The organism is Ochrobactrum sp. EDr1-4 (assembly GCF_049199085.1).
Taxonomy (GTDB): domain Bacteria; phylum Pseudomonadota; class Alphaproteobacteria; order Rhizobiales; family Rhizobiaceae; genus Brucella.
Map to the genome: position 1 here is coordinate 1,201,248 of NZ_JBLZOF010000001.1, position 17,321 is coordinate 1,218,568.

Sequence of the window (17,321 nt, forward strand, 5' to 3'; positions counted from 1 at the left end):
ATTAAGCGCGGGGATGCGCTTTGTCATAAACATCAAGAAGCCTTGCGCTATCGACGCCGGTATAGACCTGCGTGGTTGAGAGACTCGCATGTCCGAGCAGTTCCTGAATGGTGCGAAGATCGCCGCCACGGCCCAGCAGATGCGTGGCAAAGGAATGACGCAGCGCATGGGGCGTTGCGGTGTCAGGAAGGCCGAGACCTGCGCGCAGCTTTTGCATTTCGCGCTGGATGATGGCTGCATGAAGCTCGCCGCCTTTGGCTCCCCGAAACAAAGGCTTGTCAGCAGACAGATCAAACGGACAGAGTTCGCGATATTGCGCTATAGCGCGATGGACTGCGGGAAGCAGTGGCACCATGCGGGATTTGCCGCCTTTACCCGTGATCGTGATGGATAGCGCAGACGCGTCGCTCAATGCATCACCTGCAAGGCCCAGTGCTTCGGAAATGCGAAGGCCGCAGCCGTAAAGCAATGTCAGAACGGCAGCATTGCGGGCGGCAATCCAAGGCTCTTCTGCCATCTGACCATCGGCGGCGACAACCTTGCGGGCATCCTCTGCGGTCAGCGGTTTTGGCAGTGATTTTGGCTGGCGCGGTGCGCGTATGGCGGTGGCACCAGCGGCATTCACCAGACCGCGCTTTTCCAGGTGCTTAAGCAGGGAGCGGACACCAGCAAGGCCACGCCCCAATGTGCGCGCACCAGCCCCATCGCTGCGGCGGTTTGCGAGATAGGAGCGCAGATCAGCGACGCGCAGACTGCCGATGTCCTTAATCGAAGGCGGTTCACCGAGGTGTCCGGTCATGAATTGCAGAAACTGGCGCGTGTCGCGCTCATAGGCTTCCAGCGTATTTTCCGAAAGACGACGCATATCTTTGAGCGTTTTCAGCCATTCCTCGCGTGCAGCTGCAAGATCTGCGCGGGCAGGGATAAGGAATTCGCTTTTGCGCGTCATGGTCGGGATTCGCTACTTGAGTTGGGCTGCGTACACTTTGCCAGCGATAGGTTGCCGGGCGGTAAACTTACCGCTTTTCGTTTTTCTTGGCGTTTTCATGGGAAATTGAGTAAGCGATAGAAAATAGTCCTTCAATTACGGAAATATTCATGTCGCGCCTAGAAAACCCGATCCAGCTTGCCGTCATCGGAGCCGCTCATGGCATACGTGGCGAAGTTCGGGTCAAGACATTTACCGATGACCCGCTTTCCATTGCTGATTATGGCCATCTTTATGATGCGCAGGGCAAGGCCTATGAAGTGCTTGAAGCACGTTCGGCCAAGACTGTGGTTGTGGTTCGCTTCAAAGGCGTTAATGACCGCAACGCTGCCGAAGCATTGAACGGCACCGAGCTTTTCATCGACCGTTCGCAGCTCCATGATGAAGAACTTGATGAAGACGAGTTTTTCCAGACTGATCTGATTGGTCTTGAAGCCTTTGATGCTGAAGGCAAGTCTTATGGCATTGTCAGTGCCCTTTTTGATTTTGGTGCTGGCGATCTGATCGAGCTGAGTCTCAAGGGAAAGCGCCCGATGCTAATTCCTTTTACGGAAGCCGCAGTGCCGGAAATCGATTTCGATAAGGGTACTATTCGTGTCGATCCGTATGCTGCGGGGCTTATTGCCGACGACGATGACAATCCGGATAATGAGCGCGATAGACCTGAAAAAGAACAGAAGCGGCCAAAGAAGTCATGAACGATCTGCCTGACACAGATAAGCAGGGATTTCATGCCTCGGTGCTAACCCTTTATCCCGAAATGTTTCCGGGACCGCTGGGTGTATCGCTGGCAGGCAAGGCGCTTACTGATAATACATGGTCGCTTGATACGGTGCAGATCCGCGATTTTGCCGAAGGCAAGCATCGCATGGTCGATGACACGCCATCGGGTGGCGGCGCTGGCATGGTTATGAAGGCGGACGTGGTGGCGCGTGCACTCGATTCGGTTGCTGATGACCGCCCTATGCTGCTGATGAGCCCGCGCGGGGCGCCATTGACGCAAAAGCGCGTGCGTGAACTGGCTGACGGTCCGGGAGCCATCATTCTCTGTGGTCGTTTTGAAGGCGTCGATGAGCGAGTGATCGAAGGCCGCCAACTCGAAGAGATTTCGATTGGTGATTATATTCTCTCAGGTGGAGAGACAGCGGCTATTGTATTGCTTGATGCCATTGTGCGGCTTTTGCCTGGTGTGATGGGCAATCAGGAATCGGGTGAGACGGAAAGTTTTGAGACCGGGCTTCTTGAGCATCCGCATTATACACGCCCGCAAGTCTGGGAAGACCGTGCAATCCCGGATGTGCTGACATCCGGCAATCATGGTGCCATTGCGAAATGGCGTCATGCGCAGGCAGAACGCATTACAAAGGAACGGCGTCCGGACCTTTGGGACACTTATCGCGAGGGCAAACGCAAATGAATCTGATCCAGCGGCTCGAAAGTCTTTCACTCGCGCTGCTGGCGCTGGGTGCTTATTGGGTAAGTGGCGTGAGCTGGTGGCTATTTGCGATTCTCATCCTCGCACCGGATCTGTCGTTCTTTGCCTATCTCAAAGGTCCGCGCACGGGTGCGATCATTTATAACATCGCGCATAGCTGGATCGGTGTTGTGCTCGTGGCAGTGCTTGGCTGGGTGATGAGCTGGCCGCTTTGCTTCGCTGTTGCGCTTATCTGGGCGGTTCATATTGGTATTGATCGTGCCCTCGGTTTCGGTCTCAAGTATGGAACCAGTTTTCAGGATACGCATCTCGGACGCATTGGCGGGAAATAGCGAAATCTGAGCCGTGATATTGATTCAATGCGCGCAATGGTGTATTGCCGCGCCAGTTCGGGAAAACCCGACGTCTTTTAACTAATAAATGGTGCACCGCTCCTGCCTGATTTTTCAGGCATAACCACAAGGCCAAAGATGCTTGGTGGTAAGTGCAGAGCGCTCTGGCTGTTTGAGAATAATTCGTAGAGGAATCAGACGATGGTCGATATTATTCGTCAGCTTGAAGCCGAACAGGCAGCAAAGATTGAAGAAAAGCGCAAGCTTCCAGATTTTAAGCCAGGCGACAACGTTCGCGTTCAGGTTCGCGTTACCGAAGGTACGCGTACTCGTGTCCAGGCCTATGAAGGCGTTTGCATTGCGCGTTCCGGCGCTGGCATCAATGAAAGCTTCACGGTTCGTAAGATTTCTTACGGCGAAGGCGTAGAGCGCGTATTCCCAGTTTACTCGCCAATCGTAGAAGGTGTTGAACTCGTTCGCCGCGGTAAGGTCCGTCGCGCGAAGCTTTACTACCTTCGTGGCCTCACCGGTAAGGCTGCACGTATTGCTGAGAAAAAAGACAACCGCACCAAGGCAGAACGCGAAGCCGATAAGGCCGCTGCTGCTAAGGCAGAAGCTGCAAAGACTGCTGCTGAATAAGCCAGTTTTCGCATGAATCTGAAAAAGGCGGTCTTTGGACCGCCTTTTTTATTTGCAAAATTCAAAAGCCTGCGTAACATATTGCATAATTCCGCCAATATTGCGCAAGATTGTTACTGCGACACCCTGTTGCGGTTGCGCTTTCTTGACGAAATGCTGCGGCGGGTGCATATGACAGCCAATTAAGAACTATTCAAAGGAACTCTCGCAATGAGCGCGCCGCGTACACTTTATGACAAGATCTGGGACGACCATGTAGTGGATCAGCAGGACGATGGTACCTGCCTCCTTTATATTGATCGCCATCTTGTGCACGAAGTGACAAGCCCGCAGGCTTTTGAAGGTCTGCGCATGGCTGGACGTCAGGTGCGTCATCCTGAGAGAACACTGGCCGTTGTCGATCATAACGTTCCAACGTCGCCTGACCGCGTAAACGGCATCAAGAACGAAGAAAGCCGTATTCAGGTTGAAGCGCTTGCTAAAAATGCAGCCGACTTCGGCGTTGAATATTATTCTGAACGCGATAAGCGTCAGGGTGTTGTGCACATCGTTGGTCCGGAACAGGGCTTTACGCTGCCCGGCATGACGATTGTTTGCGGTGATAGCCACACATCGACCCACGGCGCTTTCGGATCGCTTGCGCACGGTATCGGCACATCGGAAGTCGAGCACGTTTTGGCAACCCAGACGCTGATTCAGAAAAAAGCCAAGAACATGCTGGTGCGTGTTGAGGGTGAACTGGCCGCAGGCGTTACCGCCAAGGACATCACACTTGCGATCATCGGTGAAATCGGTACCGCAGGCGGAACCGGTTACGTGATTGAATATGCAGGCAGCGCCATTCGTTCGCTGTCGATGGAAGGTCGCATGACCGTCTGCAACATGTCGATTGAAGGCGGCGCGCGCGCTGGTCTTATCGCGCCGGACGAAACAACTTTTGCTTATGTCGCTGACAAGCCACGCGCGCCAAAGGGCGAAGCGCTGGAACAGGCCATTGGTTATTGGAAGACGTTGCATTCGGATGAAGGCGCGCATTTCGACAACATCGTTGAACTGGATGCCGCCAAGATTTCGCCGGTTGTATCCTGGGGTTCTTCGCCGGAAGACGTGGTCTTTGTAACTGACATCGTTCCGAACCCGGACGAGATCAAGGACGAAACCAAGCGTGCATCGAAGTGGCGTGCGCTTGATTACATGGGTTTGAAGCCGGGCACCAAGATGACCGACATCAAGATCGACCGTGTTTTCATCGGTTCTTGCACCAATGGTCGTATTGAAGATCTGCGCGATGCGGCACGTATGGCTGCTGGCAAGACAGTTGCCGCGGGCGTCAGTGCCATGATCGTTCCAGGTTCCGGTCTTGTGAAGGAGCAGGCGGAAGCTGAAGGTCTCGACAAGATTTTCATCGAAGCAGGCTTTGATTGGCGTGAGCCGGGCTGCTCGATGTGTCTTGCTATGAATGACGATCGTTTGAAGCCGGGCGAACGTTGCGCTTCGACCTCAAACCGTAACTTCGAAGGCCGTCAGGGCTTCAAAGGTCGCACGCATCTCGTGTCGCCAGCTATGGCAGCTGCTGCGGCAATTGCCGGTCATTTTGTCGATATTCGCGACTGGAACTAATTTTTCTATTCCATGAATACCAAAGCCGTCGGAGTAATCCGGCGGCTTTTTTGTTTATGGTATTGCTGGTGAGACTCTAAATTAGCTCCTTTTTCATGCTTTCAGTGTATTATGTTTTATTGCAATGGGCTTATATTGTGATGTGCTGGCAGGCATATATGCGGGAAAATATGAATGGACGGCGCTGAGTTCATACTGCTGATAAACATGACGGTTTCCGGCCTGTTTGCGCTTACCTTTTTCGGTATTGCGGCCTATGCGCGTGACAACAGTGCGGCGCCGGTTTTTGGCATCGGCTTCATTTTCGCGATGCTTTATTTTCTCACCGAACTGCTGATGCCTTCAATTCCAAGTCAGAAACTTGGCTATATGCTGGCATTTATTGTGTACTTCGTGACGATGTCATTTCTCGTTGTCGGCGTTGCACGCATGTATTCTGTGCCTGTTCCCTGGTGGCCGCTGGGGATTCTTACAATAGGTTCAGTGGTACTAATCTACGGTATTTACGATATTGCCCGCAGTGAAATGCTGGGTCGTATTCTCTATCAATTGCCGTATTTTTTGATTCTTATGCTTGCAGCCTGGATTGTGATCCATAGCCGAACAAGCAGTCGAACCCGTACAAGACCTTTTGGCCGCGCCTGGGGGGCTCTTGATGGCCTGATGGCGGGCTTGTTTACGGTGAGCGCAATTCATTTTCTGATTAAGCCTGTGCTGGCTAATCTGGTTGGTGGTGTTGGTGCATCGCCGGATGATTACATTCGCACGGACTATGCGCTTTTGGTCCAGTCGATTGGTGCCGGACTTTCGGTCGCTGGTGGTTTACTTTTGCTTTTGAGCCTCATGGGTGAGCTGATTTCCGACGTGACGCTGCGTTCGGAGACCGATCAGCTTTCCGGACTTCTTAACCGGCGCGGCTTTGAGTTCAGAGCGGAAGCTGCGATTGAAAAGTCCAAGCGTATGCGGCAGGCACTGTCTCTGATCGTCTGCGACATTGATTACTTTAAACTCATTAACGACACCCATGGACATGCTTTGGGTGATCGTGTGATTGCTGTATTTGCCGATGAATTGCGTCGCTCGGCAGCGGCGAAGGGTGGCATTGCAGCCCGTATGGGGGGAGAAGAATTTGCAGTTCTGTTGCCCGGTCATACGATCCAGTCAGCATGGCGTTTTGCGGAGCGCGCGCGGCTGGCTTGTGCCGATATTTCTCTGCCAGCTTCTGTTGGTGAAGTTAACTTCACGGTTAGTTTCGGTGTGACGGAGATGGAGTTTGATGACTTTTTCTCTGATGTCTACAAGCGCGCTGACGCAGCACTTTATGAAGCCAAGAAAAATGGTCGCAATTGCGTTCGCACGGCCTTGCCGATGATGCTTGATGACAATGTCGTCGAAATGCGTGGTGCAAACAGAGCCCGATAAAACACGTTGAATTATGCTGACATGCTTTACCTTTGGACGAGCTGTTGTCTACAATCGCCCCACTCCCTTCTTGGGGATGTACTTGGAGGAAAAGACCGAAATGACCACAGATCATGCCGTCGATATTGCGCTGCTGCATTTGCGAGATGCGCATGAGTTCTCGCCTTTGCTTGCAAGCTATGCGCAGGCATTGAAGCGTGGTGCTCCACGCCGCCCAGATGATTTTTATGCCGAGCATCTGTTGCAGGATCGTGCGACCGAAATTCTTGGTGCGCGTGTTGACGGCGATCTCGTTGGCTTTGTCATTTTCTTCGATCTGCCAGAACCGGTCTCTGGTTCGCGTGCAGGACAGGTGGATCACATTTACGTCCATCATGATCATCGCGGCAAAGGCATAGCAAAGGCGTTGATTGACGTGCTGGCTGACAAAGCCGAAGAGCGCAGTTGGTCGAAGCTTGTGCTCAATGCGCCGCGCGTGCCGGAAGATGGCCGCAAGCTCTACGAACAAGTCGCCACGGCTGCTGACTGGTCCAGCTATGTGATTCGCTTCGGGAACTGAGTTTCATCTGTAAAAGTGGATGAAATTACACATGTTTTGCCAAACACGGGACTTCAATCGTTTGAATTCCTAAATCACGCGAAAGTGTCGTCCGGGTGCGACCAATTGTTAGTCTTTTCGTGAAAAAGCTTCTTTGACGTGGTGGTGAAAGCGCAGTAGAAAGCGCCACATAGGGTCGTGCGACACGATCTAGACACATTTTCTGGGTCGTGCTGGCGCAGGATCGAACAGTTCCGTTTCCTTGCGCTGTGAACGACATCGAACCGGGCTCCGAATGAGCCCGCATCTGCTTCATCATGCCAGACAAAACCGGCACATGGAGAAGCGGGTGGAAACGTCAGGGAAGCCCACGAAAGCCATGACACAACCGACCGTTACGCGTCAGCGTCCTTTGTCGCCACATCTGTCGATTTATCGACCGAAGATCACGATGACGATGTCGATCATCCATCGTATCACGGGTGTTGCGCTTTATTTCGGAACCATTCTTCTCGCTGCTTGGCTGATTGCCGCTGCAATCGGTGAAGACGCTTTCAATACTGTGAGCTGGGTCTACAATTCGTGGATCGGCTATATTGTACTGTTTGGCTATACGTGGGCGCTGTTGCACCATCTGGCTGGCGGCGTGCGCCATTTCATCTGGGACATGGGTGCCGGACTGGAAAAGCACACAGCCAGTAAGATCGCTTGGCTGACACTGGCCTTCTCACTGCCTGCAACGATCCTTGTCTGGGTTGTTGCTTTCGTAGTGCGCTGAAAGGAGTTCTGACATGAGCGATATGCGTACACCTCTCGGCAAAGTTCGCGGTTTGGGGTCTGCCAAGGAAGGCACCGGCCATTTCTGGTTTCAGCGTATGAGTGCCGTAGCGCTCGTTCCGCTGGTTTTGTTTTTCGTCGGTCTGGTCATTTCGCTGCATGGCGCAAGCTATGCGGAAGTGAAAGCCGTTCTGGCGCATCCCTTCACCGCTCTGGTGATGGCGCTGTTCGTGCTGACCGGTGTTTACCACATGCGTCTTGGCATGCAGGTTGTTATTGAAGATTACATTCACGGCGAAGGCCTGAAGGTCCTGCTGGTTATGCTCAACACCTTCTTCACGGTGGTTGTGGGCGTGGCTTGCGTTTACGCGATCCTCAAGCTGAGCTTCGGAGGTTGATAGCCCGATGGCTAGTGCACAAAATAATGCAGCTGGTGCTGCGGGCGAAAAGAACTACACATTCGTTGATCACAAGTTTGATGTTGTCGTGGTGGGGGCCGGTGGCGCCGGCCTGCGCGCAACGCTTGGCATGGCCGAACAGGGCCTGAAAACTGCCTGCATCACCAAGGTTTTCCCAACGCGCTCCCATACGGTTGCAGCGCAGGGCGGTATTGCAGCATCGCTGAAAAACATGGGCCCGGACAGCTGGCAGTGGCATATGTACGATACCGTTAAGGGATCGGACTGGCTGGGTGACACGGACGCGATGGAATATCTGGCGCGTGAGGCTCCTGCTGCGGTTTACGAGCTTGAACATTACGGTGTGCCGTTCTCGCGTACCGAAGAAGGTAAGATTTATCAGCGTCCATTCGGCGGCCACATGCAGAACTTTGGTGATGGTCCGCCAGTTCAGCGTACTTGTGCCGCTGCTGACCGTACCGGCCATGCGATCCTGCACACGCTTTATGGTCAGTCACTGAAAAACAATGCGCAGTTCTTCATCGAATATTTCGCGCTTGATCTGATCATGACCGATGGCGTCTGCACGGGCGTTGTTGCATGGAACCTTGATGACGGCACAATTCATCGCTTCTCCGCCAAAATGGTGGTTATGGCGACGGGTGGTTATGGTCGTTCGTATTTCTCGGCAACATCCGCGCATACCTGCACTGGCGACGGTGGCGGCATGGCTGCTCGCGCAGGCCTTCCGCTTCAGGATATGGAATTCGTTCAGTTCCATCCCACCGGCATTTACGGCGCAGGCTGCTTGATTACTGAAGGCGCACGCGGTGAAGGCGGGTATCTCGTCAATTCCGAAGGCGAGCGTTTTATGGAGCGTTATGCACCGTCCGCCAAGGATCTGGCTTCGCGTGACGTTGTTTCGCGTTGCATGACCATGGAAATCCGCGCTGGTCGCGGCGTTGGCAAAAACAAAGATCATATTTATCTGCATCTCGACCATCTTGATCCGGCTGTTCTGCATGAACGTCTGCCGGGGATTTCCGAGTCGGCCAAGATTTTCGCAGGCGTGGATTTGACCAAGGAACCGATCCCGGTTCTGCCAACGGTTCACTACAATATGGGCGGCATTCCAACCAATTATTGGGGCGAAGTGCTTAACCCAACCAAGGAAGACCCAGATCGCGTTCAGCCGGGCCTGATGGCCGTGGGTGAAGCTGGTTGCGCATCGGTGCATGGTGCAAACCGTCTTGGCTCCAACTCGCTGATCGATCTGGTGGTATTTGGCCGTGCGGCTGCAATCCGCGCTGGCGAAGTCATCGATCGCGCTGCAAAAATTCCGGATATTGACGAGGCTGCGTGCGACAAGATTATGGATCGTTTCCATCGTCTTCGCTATGCGAACGGCAATACGCCAACCGCAGAACTGCGCGAAAAGATGCAGCGCACGATGCAGGAAGATGCTGCCGTGTTCCGTACGGATGAATCGCTCAAGCAGGGCGTGGCACGTATGGCCGAAATCTGGAAAGAACTGCCGGACATTAAGGTTTCTGACCGCTCAATGATCTGGAATTCTGATCTGGTTGAAACGTTGGAACTGGAAAACCTGATGGCAAACGCCATGGTAACCGTTGTTTCGGCTGAAGCACGCAAGGAAAGCCGTGGCGCACATGCGCATGAGGATTTCCCGGACCGTAATGATGCCGAATGGCGTAAACACACCCTTTCCTGGCTGTCGCCAAATGGCGACGTGAAGCTTGATTACCGCCCTGTTCATCTCGATCCGCTGACGACCGAGGAAGAAGGCGGCATCAATCTGGCCAAAATCGCGCCGAAAAAGCGCGTTTACTGATCGAGGGAATGAGCAATGGTTGAACTCGCACTTCCCAAAAACTCCCGTATGCAGGAAGGCAAGACCTGGCCGCGTCCAGATGGTGCCAAGAATGTAACGGAGTTCCGCATTTATCGCTGGTCGCCGGATGACGACGCAAATCCAAGCATCGATACTTATTATATCGATCGCGATGATTGCGGCCCGATGGTGCTCGACGGTCTTCTCTACATCAAGAACAAGATCGATCCGACGCTGACGCTGCGCCGTTCGTGCCGTGAAGGCATTTGCGGTTCTTGCGCGATGAACATCGATGGCGCTAACACGCTTGCCTGTACCAAGGGCATGGACGAGATCAAGGGTTCCATCAAGGTCTACCCGCTGCCGCATATGCCGGTTGTGAAGGATCTGGTGCCTGATCTCAGCAACTTCTACGCTCAGCACCGTTCGATTGAGCCATGGCTCAAGACGGTTTCGCCAGAGCCGCAGAAGGAATGGTTGCAGAGCCACGAAGATCGTCAGAAGCTCGATGGTCTTTACGAGTGCATTCTCTGCGCTTGCTGCTCGACCTCGTGCCCAAGCTATTGGTGGAATGGCGATCGTTATCTCGGACCAGCTGTTCTGCTTCAGGCCTATCGCTGGCTGATCGACAGCCGCGACGAAGCCAAGGGCGAACGTCTCGATAATCTCGAAGATCCGTTCCGTCTCTATCGCTGCCATACGATTATGAACTGCGCGCAAACCTGCCCGAAGGGTCTTAACCCTGCCAAGGCGATTGCCGAAATCAAGAAAATGATGGTCGAGCGCCGCGTGTAATCGCGGCAATCGCCTTTTTGTTTCCCTTTCGGCCTGTGGCCTCAACGCCTCCTGTGCCGAAATCAAGAAAATGATGGTTGAGCGCCGCGTATAATCGCGGCGATCGCCTTTTTGTTTCCCTTTCGGCCTGTGGCCTCAACGCCTCTTGTGCCGAAATCAAGAAGATGATGGTTGAACGCCCCGTGTAATCGCGGCAGTCAAATACTGTATTAAAGGGAGGTTTTGCCTCCCTTTTCTTTTGCGGAAGATCTGGCTGATACTTGATTTTTTCGTGTTGCCCATATCTGATCAGAAAGCAGAAGTTTACTCCTCGTTTGAAGGTTTCATCATGCTTGATCATATCGGCTTCAATATTTCCAGCATGCCAAAGTCCAGTGCATTCTATGATGCCGCGCTCAAACCGCTCGGTATTTCGCGTGCTATGGAATTCGGTGACTGGGTCGGCTATGGCCGCAATGGCAAGCCAGAGTTCTGGATCGGCAAACAGAAGGGTGCAAAACTCGAGGGTGTTCTGCATGTGGCCTTTTCAGCGGGAACACGGTCTGAAGTGGACCGCTTCTATGAAGCGGCGCTTGCCGCAGGCGGAAAAGATAATGGCAAGCCGGGAATACGCGAACATTACCACCCCGATTATTACGCGGCTTTCGTGACCGATCCTGACGGCCATAACATCGAAGCAGTCTGTCATCTGCCGGAATGAAAAAAGCGGGCAATGCCCGCTTTTATTTTATCACACCAGTTTGGCGTCCAGCGTTACTTCGATAGCACCAAGCGCCTTAGAAAGTGGGCAGGTCTTTTCTGCTGTTTCAGCGAGCTTCTGAAAATCGTCGTTTGATATGCCGGGAATGGTTGCATTAAGCGTCAAAGCACTGCGCGTAATCTCAAAACCGCCACCGGATGCCGGAACCACTGTGACCGCCGCTGTTGCTTCCAGCTTTTCTGCCGGAGTGCCATTTTGCGTCAGATGTGCTGAGAGATTCATCGCAAAGCAACCTGCATGGGCTGCACCCAGCAGTTCTTCTGGATTGGTACCAGCGCGACCGCTTTCATCCTCGAAGCGCGCTTTGAAGTCATAAGGCAGATCTTTCAAAGCACCGCTCTGTGTATTGAGCGTGCCTTTGCCTTCTTTGAGCGTGCCTTTCCAGACGGCTGTTGCTTTTCTATCCATGATGAAACTCCTCTGTTGGGTTTAAAAACCACATAGGGCGTATTCAGATGCGTTCCAGTGTCAGCTATGGACAATCTTACGGTTTGTATCGTCTGCCCATGCCAGTGAAAGCATGAGAACCATGATAATAATCATGTTGAAGAAGAAGCGATCGTAGGGCATCGGGAAATAAGCAAATTTTCCGAGAATACCGATGACCATGGCGAAGATAACGCCATTCAATCGCGGTATATTGGTCTTGATCCCAGCTCTCGCCATCGCGATCCATGCGACCAGTGCTATCAGAAGTATGGAGGGCCAGCTTTCGAGATAAAGTGCGAGTATGATGCCTCGAATATAGGCTTTGATCAGAAGGACGAGCGAAAAGTCCGGGTTAAAACCCGTCATGGAGTTTGGCATATTAATGCAGGTGAAATAGAGGTGTGCCCACCAGCCGGGATGCCCCGCAGTTTTCTCCATCATTAAGCCAGCCACGATGCACACGGCGAAGGCGATCAGCAATGGAAGTTTTCGCCAGCCGAACAGGAATGCTGTGATCAGCAGAGCGAATATCATGATAATATTGTCTGGACGGATTGTGAAGGAAAGCACGAGTAGCATCGCACCCAGCCAGTCACGCTTACGCAGAATGGCAAAAATGGCAGCGAAGGAAAGCGCTGCCATGGTGATATCGGGAAATACAGCTGACGATATTGGTCCATACCCGGCCAGCAAAAGAACGGGGCCAACGATGAGGCCAGCCTGAAGCGATTGATAGCTGGCGAGCAACCAAAGCATGAGCAGCCCAATCGCAAGTGAGGCCGCAATGCTGATGAGGTGGCCACCACGAGCCAGGCCGGTGTAAGGCTCAAGCCAGCGCAGCAGTTGAATATAGCCGGCCTTGACGCGATACATGACCAATAGTGACTTGAAGCTATCCGGGCTCTCCCACTGAGCGCTTCGAAAGTCTCCATCTTGTTTCAAAGCGAGCAGTTCGCCCTCTGATGCAACTTCGGCGACTTGCCGCCATGTTTCCGTATGTAGCGCGTTTGCATCGGGATAGCGGTTTTCCAGTGCTGTCGCGATATAGGGGATCATATCCCAATTATTGTCAGGCTTAACGGCTGAATAAATGACGGCTGCTGCCATAGCGGTAATAATGGCAAGCGCGCCCGCAATTTTAGACAGTTTGTGAACACGTGCCGTTGTCCATAAGCCTGCCTGTGCCTGCAGGATCACATCGATCAACCGCTTATTGGTATGCATGCCCCAAGGCCCCCACGCCTATATTCTATTTTGCTTTTTTAGCAGACGTGGAAGCTTTTTCCAGTGGTCGTGAGAAGCTTAAATCGCTTCTCCTTGCAGCAGACGCGGGGTATCCCCCGAAAGACCTGCGGCTTGTTTTATGAAGAACGATTTGAGGCTTGGCACGCGATCCACGAGACCTAGCCCAATGTCGCGAATGGTGCGCACAGCCGGATTGTCGTTGGAGAAGAGCTTGGTCAGCACATCAGTGGTGACACCCATCTGAACCGTGTCGAACCGACGCCATGCTTGATAGCGCTCGAGTGCCGCAAAGGAGCCGATGTCGAGGCCAAGGCGGTCTGTCTCGACAATTACTTCTGCAATGGCTGCGGCATCGCGGAAACCGAGGTTGAGACCTTGACCGGCGATTGGATGAATACGATGGGCTGCATCGCCCACAAGCGCGAAACGTGGTTTTACAAATTCGCGCGCCAGCGTGAGGCCGAGTGGGAAGGCGCGGCGCGGGCCTTCAACCGTCAGTGCGCCAAGGCGATGGCCGAAACGCTGCTCGAGTTCTGTTTCAAAGATGAAGTCATCCTCCCGGATGAGACGCTCGGCGTCCGCTGTGCGTTCTGTCCAGACGAGCGAACTGCGATTGCCTTTCAGCGGCAGGATAGCGAATGGGCCAGCAGGCAGAAAATGTTCGTCGGCACGGCCTCCATGGGGGCGTTCATGGGCGACGTTGCAGACGATGCCCGATTGATCGTAGTCCCAGTTAACGGTCTTGATGCCTGCAATATCACGCAGGCGCGACTTCGCGCCATCAGCGGCAATCAGCAGGCGCGTGGAGATTGTTTCGCCATTGGCCAAAGTGACGGTGACGGATTCGGGTAGCGTTTCAAAATTCTCTACACTCATGCCTTCAATGAACGTGATGCCGAGTTTATCCGCTTGTCTGTGAAGGGCGGTGTTAAGAACGCGGTTTTCGACCATATGCGCAAAGGGCTCGCCGGGATTAACATCGCCAGCGAATGTCAGAAATACCGGACGCACGGGATCAGAGGTGCGGGAATCTGTTACGACCATCTCAGTGATTGGCTGAGCATCTGTGACAATCTCCTGCCAGCAGCCAAGCTTATCAAGCATGCGTGAGGCGGCAGCGGCAATGGAAGACGCACGCGGGTCATTTTTCCATGCGCCTGCGGGTGCGCCATCAATGACGGTTACGGAAAGATGCGGGGCTGCGGATTTGACAGCAACAGCAGTCACAAGGCCGACGTAGCCGCCACCTGCAATAACAAGATCGCGTTTGTTGGCTGCATTTTGCGTGGCTTCGGCGGACATTGCTCTTCCTTTCAGATCGCTCTTCGATGAAGCAGATAAGGCTGCGACAGTTTTGGGGAACTTGACAGTTTCCCTTGTGCAAGCCCAAACAGTTCATCAAGAATATGTTCTCTATATAAGGTTTCAGGAGACAGGCTGTCCATGTCGAATAATGAAAAGACCGATCTATCGCAGGCCGAGCAAACGGCTGCCATGCAACAGCTTCTAGAGACGCTTGATCTTGAAACGCTGGAAGTGGATCTTTTCCGTGGTAACAGCCCGCAGGTGGGTTGGCAGCGCGTTTTTGGCGGACAGGTGATCGGCCAGGCGCTGATTGCAGCGCAGCGCACTGTGGAGCCGGAAAGGCAGGTTCATTCTCTGCATGGCTATTTTGTGCGTCCGGGTGATCCGGCAATTCCGATTATTTATGAAGTCGACCGCATTCGCGACGGTTCGAGTTTCAATACGCGCCGTGTTCTGGCAAAGCAGCACGGTAAGGCGATCTTCACGCTGTCGGCCTCATTTCAGATTGATGAGCCGGGTCTCGATCATCAGATCGAAATGCCGGAAGGTCTGCCGATGCCGGAACAGCTGGTCGGCGATCATGATCTAAAAGACGAGTATCTGCATCTTGCCCCGTCGGGCGTGCGTAAATATTGGGAGCAGGAGCGCCCGATCGAGATCAAGCCGGTGTCGCTCAAGCATTATTTCTCGCGCGAAAAACTGGCTCCGAGCCAACATGTCTGGGTGCGCGCGCGCGGCATCGTGCCGGATGATCGCGCACTTCAAGCAGCCATTCTTGCCTATCTCTCCGATATGACATTGCTTGATACATCGCTGCACCCGCATGGACGCACGATTTTTGATCGTGATCTGCAAGTGGCGAGCCTTGATCATGCGATGTGGTTTCACCGCCCGTGCAGGCTCGATGATTGGCTTTTATACACGCAGGATACCCCGAGCGCTTCCGGCGCACGTGGATTTAACCGTGGCGCACTTTATACCCGCGATGGGTTGTTAATCGCGTCGGTTGCGCAGGAAGGTCTTATTCGTGTGCATGAAAAAGCCAAATGATGATATTTTAATCACCGATAATACGTGTGTTTAATTTTTATGCAGTGGCTATCTACGCTAACTGAGCGCCAGGTTTAAAAACTGAATCCGATGAATCACTTAAAGCGGTTTTGCCCATCGGGGTAAGACCGCTTTTTTCTGTCATAGAAAGATTTTTTCGGCATTTGCATCGCTTGTCTGGTTTGCCGAAAAGCCCGCATTTTGGGCGAAAATACAGCGTCTATCTGACAGTTCTGAGAAATCAGCGAGCATCAAACATCAGAAAAATTGCATTTTTATGGTGTGGTGGTCCGTAACTGGCACGATTTTTGTTTCTCTTAGTTCGAACCGGTCTTTTCAGCGCAGACGCGTTTGAAGCCGCCATTCGACGGAGATACTCGATGCTCATAACTGAAAGATTTAAGCAGACGGCATTTGCCACCCTTCCTGCGCTGCTCGTATTAGCGGGAACAGCCTTTGCACAGGATGCAGCCGAAGCTACCCCGACCCTTGATACGGGCGATACCGCCTGGATGCTGACTTCAACCGCGCTTGTGCTGATGATGACCATTCCTGGTCTCGCACTTTTCTACGGCGGTATGGTTCGCAAGAAGAATGTGCTTTCCACTGTAATGCAGAGCTTCGCAATCACCTGCCTTATGTCGGTCTTGTGGATGTTCTTCGGCTATTCGCTCGCATTCACCGATGGTGGTTCGATGAACGCCTATATCGGCGGCTTTGATAAGGCGTTTCTGTCGGGTGTGACGATGGACTCGCTCACTGGAACAATTCCCGAATATCTCTTCATCGTGTTCCAGATGACTTTTGCGGTTATCACGCCTGCGCTGATTGCGGGTTCGTTCGCTGAACGCATGAAATTCTCCTCCATGCTTGTTTTCATGGTTCTGTGGCTGTTCATCGTTTATGTGCCGGTAGCACATTGGGTATGGGGCGGCGGCTTCCTCGGTTCTGACGGCGTTCTCGACTTTGCTGGTGGTACTGTCGTTCACATCAATGCTGGTGTTGCTGGTCTTGTTGCAGCCCTTATCATTGGCAAGCGTGATGGTTACGGCCACGTCAATATGGCTCCACACAACCTCGTTCTCTCGGTCATTGGTGCAGCTCTTCTGTGGGTGGGCTGGTTCGGCTTCAACGCTGGTTCGGCTGCTGGTGCCAATTCGCTCGCTGCTGTCGCTATGCTCAACACGCAGGTTGCGACCGCTGGTGCAGCTCTCGCCTGGATGTTTGCTGAATGGGCAATTGCCGGTAAGCCAAGTGTTCTTGGAATCATCTCAGGTGCGGTTGCAGGTCTCGTTGCCGTTACGCCTGCCGCTGGTTTCGTCAATCCAACGGGCGCGCTGATTATCGGTATCATCGCAGGCCTTATCTGCTACGTGGCAGCGGTTAAGCTCAAGCACGCACTTGGCTATGACGACTCGCTCGATGCCTTCGGTGTTCACGGTGTTGGCGGTTTTGTTGGCGCGATCCTCACTGGCTTTTTTGCTGATGTTGCAATCAATGCTGCTGGCGAAGGCGCAACCATGGGCAAGCAGTTCTTCGGTGCGGCAGTTACGATTGTCTACACCGCAGTTGCGACAGCCATCATCCTTTATGTGATCAAGGCCATCATGGGTCTGCGCCCGACAAAGCAGGAAGAAATGGAAGGTCTCGACATCGCGTTGCACGGCGAGTCTGTTCAGTAGAACAGGGTTGTCTCAAGAAGGAAAAGGCGCGGGAAACCGCGCCTTTTTCACATT

At 53.2% G+C, this 17,321-nt stretch carries 19 protein-coding genes; 14 read left to right on the forward strand and 5 right to left on the reverse strand.

Annotated features, from left to right (window positions below; all coding sequences use genetic code 11):
• Position 1: 1 nt before the first annotated feature.
• Positions 2-949 (reverse strand): tyrosine recombinase XerC, encoded by a 948-nt coding sequence (locus tag ACOZHT_RS05905; RefSeq protein ID WP_339509024.1) that lies wholly within the window; start codon positions 947-949, stop codon positions 2-4.
• 149 nt (positions 950-1,098) lie between these two features.
• Between ACOZHT_RS05905 and rimM the strand changes: the two genes are divergently transcribed.
• The 11 genes from rimM to ACOZHT_RS05960 all read left to right on the forward strand — a co-directional run bounded on the left by rimM (position 1,099) and on the right by ACOZHT_RS05960 (position 10,796).
• Entirely contained in the window at positions 1,099-1,686 is a 588-nt protein-coding gene (rimM, locus tag ACOZHT_RS05910) for a ribosome maturation factor RimM (RefSeq protein WP_339509023.1), read from the forward strand.
• Positions 1,683-2,405 (forward strand): tRNA (guanosine(37)-N1)-methyltransferase TrmD, encoded by a 723-nt coding sequence (gene trmD / locus ACOZHT_RS05915; protein ID WP_339509022.1) that lies wholly within the window; start codon positions 1,683-1,685, stop codon positions 2,403-2,405. The genes rimM and trmD overlap by 4 nt, the downstream gene beginning before the upstream one ends.
• Positions 2,402-2,755: a DUF4260 domain-containing protein gene (locus tag ACOZHT_RS05920; RefSeq protein WP_339509021.1), complete on the forward strand. Its 354-nt coding sequence runs from the start codon at positions 2,402-2,404 to the stop codon at positions 2,753-2,755. Before trmD ends, ACOZHT_RS05920 begins: the two co-directional genes overlap by 4 nt.
• A 201-nt stretch (positions 2,756-2,956) precedes the next feature.
• Complete coding sequence (rplS, locus tag ACOZHT_RS05925; RefSeq protein ID WP_339509020.1) at positions 2,957-3,394, forward strand: 50S ribosomal protein L19; 438 nt, start codon at positions 2,957-2,959, stop codon at positions 3,392-3,394.
• Positions 3,395-3,604: 210 nt separating this feature from the next.
• Positions 3,605-5,014: a 3-isopropylmalate dehydratase large subunit gene (gene leuC, locus ACOZHT_RS05930; protein ID WP_339509019.1), complete on the forward strand. Its 1,410-nt coding sequence runs from the start codon at positions 3,605-3,607 to the stop codon at positions 5,012-5,014.
• A gap of 174 nt (positions 5,015-5,188) precedes the next feature.
• Positions 5,189-6,436, forward strand: a complete 1,248-nt coding sequence (locus tag ACOZHT_RS05935) for a GGDEF domain-containing protein (RefSeq protein WP_339509018.1) — start codon at positions 5,189-5,191, stop codon at positions 6,434-6,436.
• Positions 6,437-6,536: 100 nt separating this feature from the next.
• On the forward strand, positions 6,537-6,995 hold the full coding sequence (locus ACOZHT_RS05940) for a GNAT family N-acetyltransferase (protein ID WP_339509017.1): 459 nt from the start codon (positions 6,537-6,539) through the stop codon (positions 6,993-6,995).
• 358 nt (positions 6,996-7,353) lie between these two features.
• The gene (gene sdhC / locus ACOZHT_RS05945) at positions 7,354-7,752 is read left to right on the forward strand and encodes a succinate dehydrogenase, cytochrome b556 subunit (protein ID WP_339509016.1); all 399 of its coding nucleotides are present in this window, start codon (positions 7,354-7,356) and stop codon (positions 7,750-7,752) included.
• A gap of 13 nt (positions 7,753-7,765) precedes the next feature.
• Entirely contained in the window at positions 7,766-8,149 is a 384-nt protein-coding gene (sdhD, locus tag ACOZHT_RS05950) for a succinate dehydrogenase, hydrophobic membrane anchor protein (protein ID WP_339509015.1), read from the forward strand.
• 7 nt (positions 8,150-8,156) lie between these two features.
• Complete coding sequence (gene sdhA, locus ACOZHT_RS05955) at positions 8,157-10,001, forward strand: succinate dehydrogenase flavoprotein subunit (protein ID WP_339509014.1); 1,845 nt, start codon at positions 8,157-8,159, stop codon at positions 9,999-10,001.
• A 15-nt stretch (positions 10,002-10,016) separates the two neighbouring features.
• Positions 10,017-10,796 (forward strand): succinate dehydrogenase iron-sulfur subunit, encoded by a 780-nt coding sequence (locus tag ACOZHT_RS05960; RefSeq protein ID WP_007872174.1) that lies wholly within the window; start codon positions 10,017-10,019, stop codon positions 10,794-10,796.
• Here the strand turns inward: ACOZHT_RS05960 and ACOZHT_RS05965 are convergent.
• Positions 10,765-11,136, reverse strand: coding sequence for a hypothetical protein (locus tag ACOZHT_RS05965; protein ID WP_339509013.1), 372 nt, complete (start codon positions 11,134-11,136; stop codon positions 10,765-10,767). The two genes, ACOZHT_RS05960 and ACOZHT_RS05965, sit on opposite strands and share 32 nt — an antisense overlap.
• On the opposite strand from ACOZHT_RS05965, the gene ACOZHT_RS05970 reads away from it, so the two are divergent.
• Positions 11,125-11,496, forward strand: a complete 372-nt coding sequence (locus tag ACOZHT_RS05970; protein ID WP_339509012.1) for a VOC family protein — start codon at positions 11,125-11,127, stop codon at positions 11,494-11,496. The two genes, ACOZHT_RS05965 and ACOZHT_RS05970, sit on opposite strands and share 12 nt — an antisense overlap.
• Positions 11,497-11,526: 30 nt before the next feature.
• Here ACOZHT_RS05970 and ACOZHT_RS05975 read toward each other — a convergent pair whose 3' ends face one another.
• The 3 genes from ACOZHT_RS05975 to ACOZHT_RS05985 form a co-directional block, all read right to left on the reverse strand.
• A complete protein-coding gene (locus ACOZHT_RS05975; RefSeq protein ID WP_339509011.1) occupies positions 11,527-11,964 on the reverse strand; it encodes an OsmC family protein in 438 nt (145 codons plus the stop codon).
• Between the two features lie 60 nt (positions 11,965-12,024).
• Positions 12,025-13,209, reverse strand: a complete 1,185-nt coding sequence (locus ACOZHT_RS05980; protein ID WP_421565373.1) for a hypothetical protein — start codon at positions 13,207-13,209, stop codon at positions 12,025-12,027.
• Positions 13,210-13,287: 78 nt separating this feature from the next.
• Positions 13,288-14,532, reverse strand: a complete 1,245-nt coding sequence (locus ACOZHT_RS05985; protein ID WP_339509009.1) for a ubiquinone biosynthesis hydroxylase — start codon at positions 14,530-14,532, stop codon at positions 13,288-13,290.
• Between the two features lie 141 nt (positions 14,533-14,673).
• Here ACOZHT_RS05985 and tesB point away from each other — a divergent pair, with 141 nt between their 5' ends.
• Both tesB and ACOZHT_RS05995 read left to right on the forward strand, forming a co-directional pair.
• Entirely contained in the window at positions 14,674-15,585 is a 912-nt protein-coding gene (tesB, locus tag ACOZHT_RS05990) for an acyl-CoA thioesterase II (protein WP_339509008.1), read from the forward strand.
• Between the two features lie 380 nt (positions 15,586-15,965).
• A complete protein-coding gene (locus ACOZHT_RS05995; protein WP_339509007.1) occupies positions 15,966-17,267 on the forward strand; it encodes an ammonium transporter in 1,302 nt (433 codons plus the stop codon).
• The last annotated feature ends 54 nt before the right edge of the window (positions 17,268-17,321 follow it).